Source organism: Flavobacterium gyeonganense (assembly GCF_029625295.1).
GTDB lineage: Bacteria > Bacteroidota > Bacteroidia > Flavobacteriales > Flavobacteriaceae > Flavobacterium > Flavobacterium gyeonganense.
On record NZ_CP121112.1, the window covers coordinates 3,099,370 to 3,110,893 of the forward strand.

General features: G+C 34.8%; 6 protein-coding genes. All 6 read right to left on the reverse strand.

Translation table 11 applies throughout. The features are described 5' to 3' along the window. Positions 1-13: 13 nt before the first annotated feature. A complete protein-coding gene (locus P5P89_RS13535) occupies positions 14-1,435 on the reverse strand; it encodes a fasciclin domain-containing protein (protein ID WP_278008803.1) in 1,422 nt (473 codons plus the stop codon). 97 nt (positions 1,436-1,532) lie between these two features. Further along, positions 1,533-3,233 (reverse strand): fasciclin domain-containing protein, encoded by a 1,701-nt coding sequence (locus P5P89_RS13540; RefSeq protein ID WP_278008804.1) that lies wholly within the window; start codon positions 3,231-3,233, stop codon positions 1,533-1,535. A gap of 11 nt (positions 3,234-3,244) precedes the next feature. Beyond that, positions 3,245-4,744 (reverse strand): RagB/SusD family nutrient uptake outer membrane protein, encoded by a 1,500-nt coding sequence (locus P5P89_RS13545; protein WP_278008805.1) that lies wholly within the window; start codon positions 4,742-4,744, stop codon positions 3,245-3,247. Positions 4,745-4,760: 16 nt separating this feature from the next. Continuing rightward, entirely contained in the window at positions 4,761-8,048 is a 3,288-nt protein-coding gene (locus P5P89_RS13550) for a SusC/RagA family TonB-linked outer membrane protein (protein ID WP_278008806.1), read from the reverse strand. 1 nt (position 8,049) lies between these two features. Beyond that, positions 8,050-10,254 carry a fasciclin domain-containing protein gene (locus P5P89_RS13555; RefSeq protein ID WP_278008807.1) on the reverse strand — a complete coding sequence of 735 codons (2,205 nt, stop codon included), beginning with the start codon at positions 10,252-10,254 and terminating at the stop codon, positions 8,050-8,052. Positions 10,255-10,914: 660 nt separating this feature from the next. Next, positions 10,915-11,280, reverse strand: a complete 366-nt coding sequence (locus P5P89_RS13560; RefSeq protein WP_278008808.1) for a hypothetical protein — start codon at positions 11,278-11,280, stop codon at positions 10,915-10,917. Positions 11,281-11,524 lie beyond the last annotated feature (244 nt).

Genomic DNA, 11,524 nt, shown 5'->3' on the forward strand with positions numbered 1-11,524 from the left:
TTTTTATAAAATATTAATTTTTAAGGACAGGAACAAACTTCAAATAATCAAGGGTAAGGGCACTGGTTGATTTTGTCCCACCTATTAGAGAAATCAAACCGCTATTACCTGCAGCACTATATGTAACTTCTCCTATTTCTACTTCCTCATAATTATTAAGAGGCACTACAACAATAGGAAACAAGGTGGTAATATTTTCAACAGGGAATCCTGTAGCAGTTGGGTTGATTTTTCCACCAATACCTAACTGTTGCTCAAAAAGATTGGCTGTTCTGTCGTTTATTGCTCTCCAGTACACCTTGTATTTGGTGCTGTACATGTCTTGCGTATTATAAAATATAGTAAACTTAGCCAGAGCAGGAAGTTCTACCATAAGATCATTGTAAAGACCATCCGGGTAAAGTGGACTAATTGGCCCTTTTTTATCACGATAAAGCATTCTGCTACGAACTCCCCAATATCCGATATTTTTTTCTCCTTCAATCTTTGTAGTGACTAAACGTTTTTCCAGCTGAACATCTACTTTTTTCATAATGTAAACAATTCCGTTGCTTAACACAATTGGCTCTCCTACAATCTGTGTTTTGTCCACATTATACTCAACACCAAATCTGGATGTTAACGTAGCAGGCAGTGCCTCTTTTGTATAGGCTTTTGGAAAAACCATGTCTCTTACTGTAAAATATTTTGAATAAATAGCAGTTGAATCAACAGCAGGATTGTTAGATGTTTTAATCAGATACGGCTTCATTTTGGTTACTTCAGCATCGAAACCATCATTTTCCATTAAGAAAAGCGTATATGAATTCTTCTCGTTATTAAGATTATAAACATTTTTTAAATACGAATTTGATAATGAATCCGCAAGAAATCCCGGAACAGCAGTAGATTTCGCAACTGCATCAGCATCATAAATACTAAACGCTTTCAGACTTAGTAAATAATCGCTCATTGCCGAAGTACCTGCTTGTGTAGTAACATATTCCCAGATATTCAGCTTTGGAGCAAGGGCTTTATTGACAATATGGAATACGCCATTGGCAGCATAATGGTCTGCAGTCACTATTGTAGCATCACCAATTGTTGTGCTTCCTTTGAATGTTAAATATTTATTACTTAACATTTTGATTCTTTCCTCATTTGTATTTCTTACAGATGAAAAAGAGGTTAATGTAATATGGTTTTCAACAAATTTCTTTAGTGCTTCAGGGTTATTTAATATTATTGTACTAACAGCTTTCACAGCCTCGTTTGTTGGTACAAAAACAGTATAGGTTTTAGAGGCTGCTAATATTTTGTCATAGCCCGTTTGAGCTAATAATTTACCAAATTCAGCTGTTTCCGGTGTAGTACTGATAGCCTCATTTAGCGTCACATTTAAATTTGCATCACCATTATCTTCTTTATCATCCCACGGACTGGAACATGCAACCAATCCGATTGTGAGAATGAAAAAAGAAGTTTTATATATTTTAATAAAGTCATTTTTACTTAATTAAGTTTGAAATTAGATTTTTGAGTCGACTATTGAATTATGGAGCTGGCGGAGTATAAAAACCACCTGTGCCAGAATTGAATTGTGGATACAACTGATCCATATCTACCGGGCGAAACTCTGCCACATCAAACCAGGCCTGCGCTGAGAATGCATTATTACTTTGCAACATTAGCTTATGTCTTCCTGTAGTTGTAATATCTACTGTACCTACTAAGCGGCAATTCATTTTGGTGGTATGAGGGTAAACATGACGTTTGTAGCCTTGCGACTCTAATACTCTTGCTTCTATACTGCTGAATTTGTTCCCGTTTTCCAGCATGTTTATTTGTCGGGACATTTCTACTCCGTCAACAAATACTTTTACAAGGCCTACTTTTGTATCTTGTCCTCTGTAAGAAATCCATAATTTATATTTACCTTTTATAATGACTGGAGTCGTAAAAGTGATATTTTGGCAATTTCCGTCTCTGAAACGATTGATTTCCAGACAATCACCATGCCAGCCAAACCCTACTGTACCCCCTTTGGCTGCATCTTTGAAATAAGTAAGAACATCATTTCCATCCCAGGTAACATCTTTGAATAATGCTTTTGCCAAAGAGGTTTTAGGAGCTGCTCCAGGAATTCTAAAAACAGATGTAAGCTGCCTAAATTCATTTTGATCACAAAAATCAAAATATACAGGAGCCGGTAAACGTTTTTTGATTGCAAAATTAGCACCTACAATATGCAAGACACCGTTTGAGGCAGTGACATCACTTTTTTCTCTTGTGATAGCAACACCTTTTTCTAATACGCCATTAAAAACCTCTTCGTTTAACAGTATTACATCCTTGTCAAGTTTTGCACTAATAACTTCAAGCGGAGCTTTAGTAACTAAAGCTGGAGAAATTGCTACATCGGCTAAATACTGTAATTTTGGTAAAATACGGTAGCTTACAAATAAATTCAGACTGTCTTTTGGATTTAAAGGCTCATGCAAATGACTATATTTTGTTTTTAACTCTTCTATATTATTAATACCAGCCGCTTTAAAAGCATCATTAGTCTGAGCTAAAACAGTAAGATAACTATCTATATCATTTTTTGTATAATCAATAGGCTTATCAAGTGCATCATACCATCCTGTAATTTTTAATGCTTCAGTAAATAAAGAAAGGTTTGTATCCTGTTCAATAGTTTTTGCTAATGTTTTATCTGCAACACGCAATACTTTGTCAATAACATGGATAACGCCATTTCCAACTTCAACATTCGATTTAAGGATACTGGCTTGTTTATTAACTGTTATACTGGATTGCCCATTTTTATTTGTCGCACCTGTTACTAAAAACTGGCCATATAAACTTGGCGTGGCTATTTTTCCATCGGTAAAGGATGTGGTATTTATTGTTTGGCTTAAGATGTGAAGTTTAACAACATTCTGTAAATCTGCCAAAGGGACTTCTTTTAATGAATTGACACCTACATCCTTTAAATACGCATTTACTGCATCATTAGTGGGAAGAAATAAGGTGTAAGTTCCATAAGTATTCATAAATGAAGCATAATTAGTAATCTCCAGAGCTTCTAAAAACATAGAATAATCAGGAGTATCTCTTAAATATTCGGTAATGTTAAGAGTTTCATCTGTACTTTCCTTAATTTTTTGCTCAGAGCAATTTTGAAACACTAAAGCAATCAAAAACACTAAAGTAAATCTCAAGAGGCCAGGTAATCTTAATAGTCTTTTCATGTCTTGTTATTTTATTTATAAAATGGATTTTGTACAAGTTTTTTATTGGTATAAAGCTCGTAAGTATTAATAGGCAAATAGTGGCTGTTTGGGTCTTTTAATTTTGCAACTATCGATTGCTGTTGCTCAGGAGGTGCGCTTAAAAGAGCAGCATCAGTTAAAATATCTAATCTTTCGTAGTTGTTTCTTCTGGCATTACGAAGCATATCAAACCAGCGTTTGCCCTCAAAAGCAAGTTCACGCGAACGCTCTGCTAATATGTAGTCAATCACTTCTTTTTTGTTATCAGTACCAATTGACTCAGCTGTCTGGTCTATTGCATCATGCTTTAACCTGACATAATCAATAATTGCGAGGGCTTCTGATCCTCTGTTCAATTCAGCTAGTGCTTCAGCCTGGAGCAGTAATACATCTGCATAACGATATACAAACCAATGGGTATCTGCATCCTGCAAATCTTTTCTGTTATCGTTATCTAAACCTACATATTTATAAATCTCATTTGTTCCGGCAACCAAAGCAGTACGGTCACCGCGAATATCTTTATTAGCAGGATTTTCAAAGTCAACCCCAAACACATCTTCTAAAACAGTTGCTGAAGCCAAAAACTGTGGTCTAAAAGTAAATATACCGTAAAATGGACCTAAATTTGTTTTTGTATACTGAAATTCAAAAATACTTTCAATCGAATTTCCTTTTGCAAAAACAGTATTAAACCATACATTGTTTGAAGCTTCAATTAAATCAAATTTACCCGATTTAACTATTTTTTCAGCTGCATCATAAGCTTCCTGAAAATTATCATTCCACAGATAAACATCTGCCAGCATTGCATTAATGGCATAAACCGTAATGCGTCCTTTGTTAGATGCATTATCACCATAATCTGTAACAGCGTATCCTTCTGCTAATTTGAGGTCTTTGATTACCTGGGCAAATATTTCTTTTTGGGGAGTAGCAGGCAATTGAAAATTATCTTCATCAGTAAGTGTTGCTGTTAATTTTAAAGGGACATCTTTAAAAGTTCGTGCCAGTGTAAAATACAAGTAGGCTCTTATTGCCAAAGCTTCAGAAAGAAAATGATTGAGCTGAACCTGAGTTAATGTTGGATCATTTTTTAGAACAGTAGGTGCAAGATCTATTATAGTATTACAGTAATTGATAGTTCTGTAAAAGATAGCCCAGTTAGTCAAATCATTGGATGCCATAATGTTCGAGTACATAATGTCTCTTTGATCCTCAGTAACATTTGGACCCGGGGCAATCATATCTCCTCTTAATTCTCCGTGCATGAATAAATACTGAGACATAGGTAGATCACTTACCCCAGGAGGCGAGTTTAAAAGAGAAGAATACATACCTATTACAGCTCCCTGAATGTCTTCTTTGGTTTTCCAAAATTCTTCGCGGATAATTCCGTCCTGTGGGCGTAAATCTAAGTAATCATCGCATGATGTTACAGAGATAAAGAGGGTGAAGATGGCGAGAATGGTTTTTATTTTAGTTTGCATAATTCAAATTTTATTATTAGAAACGAACTGAAGCTCCTACTGTAATACGTTTTGTTGGCGGCGTACTGGAATTATCCCTTGCAATAGCGAAAGGATCTCCTGACTTCATACTTACTTCAGGATCCTGACCTCTGTACTTAGTAAATGTGATTAAATTGTCTGCCGTTATGTAGCAGTTTAAGTCACCCAGTCTTAATTTTTTTATTAAATTCTTACCGAAAGTATAACTAAAAGTGACCGAACGAAGGCGGGCAAATGAGGCATCTTCAACATAACGGTCTGAGCCTAACCAGTTGTAACCCGCACCATAAACTGCTCTTGGCATATCGGTTACATCACCCGGATTACGCCATCTTGATAAAACGGCCGTGCTTTGGTTACTGTATCCGTACATGTTAGTAGTTTTCATATCAGCCTCATTTACTACTTCATAACCCACTCTGTATGTGAAATAAAGTAATAGCCTGAATTGATTATTAAAAGATACTGTAGGTCCAAAACCACCTGAGAATTTAGGATTACTATTTCCTAAATAAACAACATCACGACTGTCGATATTTCCATCATGGTTTACGTCCTCGTACATAGCATCTCCGGGCTGGAACACATAATCCGTAATAGGATAATTGAAACGCATAAATACGTCCTGACCATTAGGGCCAACAATAGTGTTACCACTGGCATCTTTAGCTTTTGTTGCATTGAGATCGGTATAGACTCCTTTAAAGCGGTAACCGTAAAATGACCCAAAAGGATTGCCCACCTGAAGGAATCGCTTGTATTCTCCGTTTCTGTCAGTATTTCCACTTTCACTTGGATAGTATTCGGAGATTTCCGTAACCGTGTTTTCATTACTTGAAACATTGAAATTGAAATCAATTTTCCATTTATTAGATTTTAGAGGAGTAGTGTTAAGCGCTATTTCGAATCCTTTATTTTGTAGTGTACCTACGTTCTGATCCACACTATTGTACCCAGAGATACTGCTTAACTGAAGGTTATCGAAAATAAGGTCCTTAGTAACATTTTTATACAAATCGACATCTAAAGTAATACGGCTTTTAAATAATTGAAGGTTAAAACCTAAGTTAGTACCTTGTAGTGTTTCCCAGCGTAAATTACTCAATTCAATATTAGAAGGGAAAACCCCATTAAGGCCTAAATATTGAGTAGTATAGTTAGAATAAGTGTTGAAATAAGTATAATCAGCTTTTGGGGCTCTTCCTGATTCTCCGTAACTCGCCCTGATACTCAAATCGTCAAGAAATGAAATGTTTCTCATGAACGATTCTCCTGAAACTCTCCAGCGACCTGATATAGAAGGGAAAAAACCATATCTGTTCTCCGGCCCAAACTTAGAACTTCCATCTCCACGTACACCGACATTAAGAATGTAACGATCCAGTAAACCGTATTGTACGCTCATTAATGCACCTACAGTTCTGGCCTGACCATTACTGGTATATAAAAATAGATCAGAGTTTTGCGTTCTTGAAGGAACCGATGGGTCTGTTAATACAGATGAAGCCGTATTAGAGGTCATTGATCTGTGAGTTGTGTAAATAAAATCATTGGTCTGCAATGATAATAAGGTTTGTAAAGTTTGTTTTTCTCCAATATTTGGTGTCCAGATAAAGTTTGTTTTAGTTACAATATTAGACTCGTCACTATCTGCATCTGAGGCTCTGTTTACTGCTGTTTCAGTAAAAGGACGCCCTGTTGCATTTTGTGGCAGAAATGCTTTTGATTTTGTGCTTTTATAATCAAATTGTAAATCAAAAGTGGAGATGAATATTTTAGGGATAATATCAACATTTACATTAAAATGGGGTGTTATACGATCCTGCACCTGATCGTTCATAGCATATTCAGCCATTGCAAGCGGATTATATGTGCCAGAATAAGTTCCCTGAATGTTAAATGCAGGAGAAAAATAATTTGGTGTAAGATTTCCCATTTCATCATATTCATAAATACTCATATTTGGCATTTTAGTAAAAGCAACAGCGCGTAAACGGTCGCCATCCTTATCATCAAAACTGTTTACATAGTTGCGCTGCGTTTTAGTATGAGTATAAGCGATATCGGTTCTGAATTTAATTCGGTCAGAAACGATATAATCCAAATTTAATCTGGCATTTAATCTTTCCAGCCCCGTTCCTACAGTTACCCCTTTTTGTTTGTAGTAACCAACAGAACTAAAATAGCGTGCTTTTTCTCCTCCACCCTGTAAAGAAAGATTGTGTTCATGTGTTAAACCTGTTTGTGAAATAGCGCCTACCCAGTCTGTATTTTGTCCGTAATTTTTATAGTTGTAAACATCTATAGGATCATATTGAAATTCTTTGACAAGCCAGGTATTCAATGGAATTCCGTTTCTGTTCATAACTGCTTCAGGAATCAGCTGAGAATACTGGTCACCACTTAACATCGGAATAGTAGAAGGTAATTTTGAATAAGTTGACTTATAAGTGTAAGAAATTTTAGGTGAACTCACTCCTCCGCGTTTAGTCGTGATTAATAAAACCCCGCTGGCAGCACGTGACCCCCACATTGCGGTAGCAGCAGCATCTTTTAAAACTGTGATACTTTCAATATCTGTAGGGGCAATGTTTAATAAAGCAGAATAACTTTCTGAATCTGCTGTTCCAAAATTAAAATCATCCGGTACAGCTGTTTCATATGGCATACCATCAACTACAATCAAGGGGTCTGAGGAGCCGGAAATAGAAGAAGTTCCCCTTATCCTGATTTGCATCCCTGCTCCCGGATCACCACTGGTAGATGTAATGTCTACCCCGGCCAGACGTCCCTGTAAAGCTTCATCAATAGTAGGTGCCTGAGTATAAGCTAAATCGGCAGCATTTATCGAAACTGAACTGGTAGTCCTGTTTCTGTCATCAATTTTCATTAAACCGTTATCAGCTTTTTTTGTGTTGGTAACCACTACCTCGGTCAATGATTCTACAGTAGAAACAAGTGCAATTTTAATCGATTCCCTGCCTTTAATTTCGATGCGTTGAGATTTATATCCTATCGTAGAAATAAATAATTTATTATTTGGATCTTTTACACGTATGGCAAAATTTCCATCGATATCTGTTACGGCACCGGAAACAGTACGGTTTTCAGAATCTTGTTCTGCAATTGTTGCTCCCGGAATACTTAGTTTATCACTTGAGTCGATAACCTGACCACGAACTAAAAAAGTTTTATTTCCTTGTTGTGCCAAAGCTGGAAAAGCAGTCAGTAAAACTAAGGCAAAAGTAAAACTGTAAAATATATTTGTAATTTTTTGTCTCATTTTATTGTTGATATGTAAGATAGTTATCTACTAAATGAATTAAAGATCTGTCTGCCAAGTTGTTGCTTTGGGCGGGTATGTAGTGTGCCAGGTTTAAATACGAATCCCTGAAAGATAAAGTCCCTGGGGTACTTTGAACTAATACATAGGTTTTTTCACCAAAATCATCCTTTCTTAGCGTTTCAAACTCACCGGTTGTCAATCCGTCATCAGAAGCTATTTTGTTTACTAAGATGTGTGCACGAATAAAATTTGCAATCCTGTCCTTATCATATTGAGAAGAAGGGGTAACAGATGGAGGTAAAACATCTTTAGTAATTGCTTTTGCAATTGCAGCATTATTTGGGATTACAAAAGTGTAAGAAGTACCTAATTCAACGCCTTGGATTTTACCCGTAACAGCGTCATATAGAGAAGAATTTTTAAGGTAATTAAAAAAAGAAAGATATTCAGAATTAGCCGTTTCAGATAAGCGTTTTATTTTTAAACCCTGCATTTCCTCACTATATTGAAGTAAATTATCTACATAATAAGTTCGGCCATTTTGCTGGTCTTCGTGACCGATTATTCCAACCGGTACACCACCTGTTACTTCATTTCCGGCGGCATATAGTTTATTGTTCTTCCATTTGATATATTCGCCAGGAAGATCCATATCGCCTGTGCGAATAATCCCTGAACCTGACAAATCATCTAATTCACCGTTTGGAGTTAGTACTATTCCATTATACAAAATGCGTAATAAACGGGCCCTTGCCAGACCACTTGCAATTGACGAACCTCCAACTGCGGGATTAATATAGGTCCATGATGAAAGTGTAGCATTATATCCAAATCCCATCTCCATAAGTTTAGCATCTGATGGTAAGAAAAGGGTATATCTTGTACTAATATTGCTAATCATTTCCTTCAGTCCAGATCCATCATTCATTAATCTTGTTGCCATGGTGAATTTCGGATCTAAATATGCGGAGGTATAAACACTATAAAACAAATTCGATTTTTGAATTTTTTTAGTGCCATAAAAGAATCCGTTGCTCAAAATTTTAGCCTCAACAATATCACTATTAAAATCAAATCTTAAATTCTCATTTAAAGCATTACTGTTACTCGGGCCTTTAGATGGCCAGACAGCATTTTGGACCATGTGGGCATTAATGAAATCACGAAAGATGTATAGAGGAAGTACATTCAGAGAAGAATAATTTTTGAGTAACACCTTGTCTATAAATTCTTGTAAAGGTGCATTTTCCGGAACTAATATGGTATACAAATCACTTTGGCCATCATTATCAGCCTGTTTCAAATAGTTTTCATTGTTAGGAGAAAAAGATAGAGAAGGATCGTAAAATTTAATGTAAACATCATCTGATTTCCCACTGTAATTACGATATGTGTTTGTAACTTCCTGACTAAAAAAGTAAGAAACCAGCCCGTGATCTTCCAGTAATTCACGAAACTTACTATATTTTGGGTTTTGTTCTAAATATTGCTCAAGTGTAGGTAACGGCAGATTTACTTTGTCAATCTCATGTATGATTCCGTTTTCAGCAATAATGTCGGCTTGGGTAACTTTAGAATCGAGTACATTAAATCCGGAGTATTGCGCATTCGGATAGAAATAATTAAAATCGACAGCACTTAAACTCTTTGCTGCAAAATACTCATCTGTAAAGTAACTGATATATTTATTATTATTATCTCCAATTGCATAACCCCCATTACGATTGGCACCCACAATCACTTTAGGTTGTCCATTAATTGTTTTAGTAATGAACCCATCATAAAAAGCTGTTCTTCTTCTAAAAGCATTGTCTGCAACCCATCCCGTTCCGGACTGGTAGTCTGAAAGTTGTTCTGTACGGAAAGCATTGTAGATAAGCGCATAACGAACAATTTTACCAGCAGTTTCTGCGTCAATTTTATTTACATCTATAATGCCTTGCTGCTGAAAATATTTAGTAAAAGCCTCGTCATTAGGAGCCATCATAGTCCAATAACCGGCTTTGCCTAAGATATCCTTGTAACCCGCTTTTTCAATTAACACCAGAAGATTTTTAAAATTACCTCGGGCTTCCAACTGTTGATAAATAGGCGGTTCTAAGGTATCTGGTCGGCCATAATAATCATCATAAGCATCCTTGCTGCAACTTGACAGAAGTATTAAAAATGAAAAGGCAAGTAGTTGGTGTATTTTTTTCTTCATTCTGGTTAATTTAAATAATGAGGACGATTGGTTTTAACTTTTTTTTAGTAAAATATAGATATGTCAAACCTAAAAGGTTATGTTGCTAATTCTATCCTGCACTATCCTGTTTTTTTTATATGTGTTTTTTTTTATCTCAATTAAATGATAATACCATAATTTATATGTTAATATTTTAAAAATCTATAAAATATAGTATTTATAAGGGTTTGACTCAAGTCGCTTATATATTTATGATTGAAATAACAATTGAAAAGAATTATTTATTTTAACAAAAAATCATTGATAAGATGAGTTAAATAAGTAATTATAAAGTAAAAACCAGATTTTTTTTCAAGAAAATTCATATAGTTTTTTGATGTAGTTTTTTAAATAAGTAACAAAATTTTTCCTTTACGCTTAAAAATTTCAATGAGTTTTAGAAATTTAAGGCTTTAACATTTTTTATGTTAAATTCATTAATAAACGATTTAGGGATATTTATTACAAAACAGTGTTTAGACAGTACGAATATCCAATTACCTAGTTTGCATGTTTGTTCTATAAATATATCTATCCATTTGACTTTTAACTTCATTGTCTTTGTAGAAATTATAATAAATAAAAAACGGGCATACCAGCAGCATACCCGTTTTTACAATTTTTAAACTTAATGATTATTTATTCGTTCTCTTTTTCTTCATCACTATCAGAACCGTTTCTTGTTTTAGGTTTTTCCTCATTCACAATATTTTCTGAATTGATATTTCTGTTGGTTTCGAAATCGATTTTTGGATTTTTAAGATCCTCAATAAATTCTTCCTGATATTGATATGGATCTTCATCCTTTGCATAGTTGTCATTGTCAATAATCGTATTCTGATCTATGAAATCAGGATCGCTTTCCCCAAATTCTGCTTTGCTTTCTTTGTTTAGATCCTTTTGAAAATGATTTTCATTTTGAAATTCACTACCATCCACAGGTGTATTTTGATCAATAAAATCCGGATCTGTTTGGCCATATTCGTTGTTGTTTTGATTTTCCATGATAGTATTGTTTTAGAATAATTGTTGTTTTGTCAGTCAGCCTGACTTAATATTTACAAATTTATTCTAATGAATTCACGCAGTTATTACAAAAAAAGGATTGATAGTTCTATAATTAATAGAATGTTGCCTAAATATTTCTGTTAATTAATCTTTGTTAATTAAATTTTGCTGCAGAATATGCTTTTTTAACATTATAAACTTTCTTACATTTTATTTTTTTTGTTTAACATGATTTTTCATA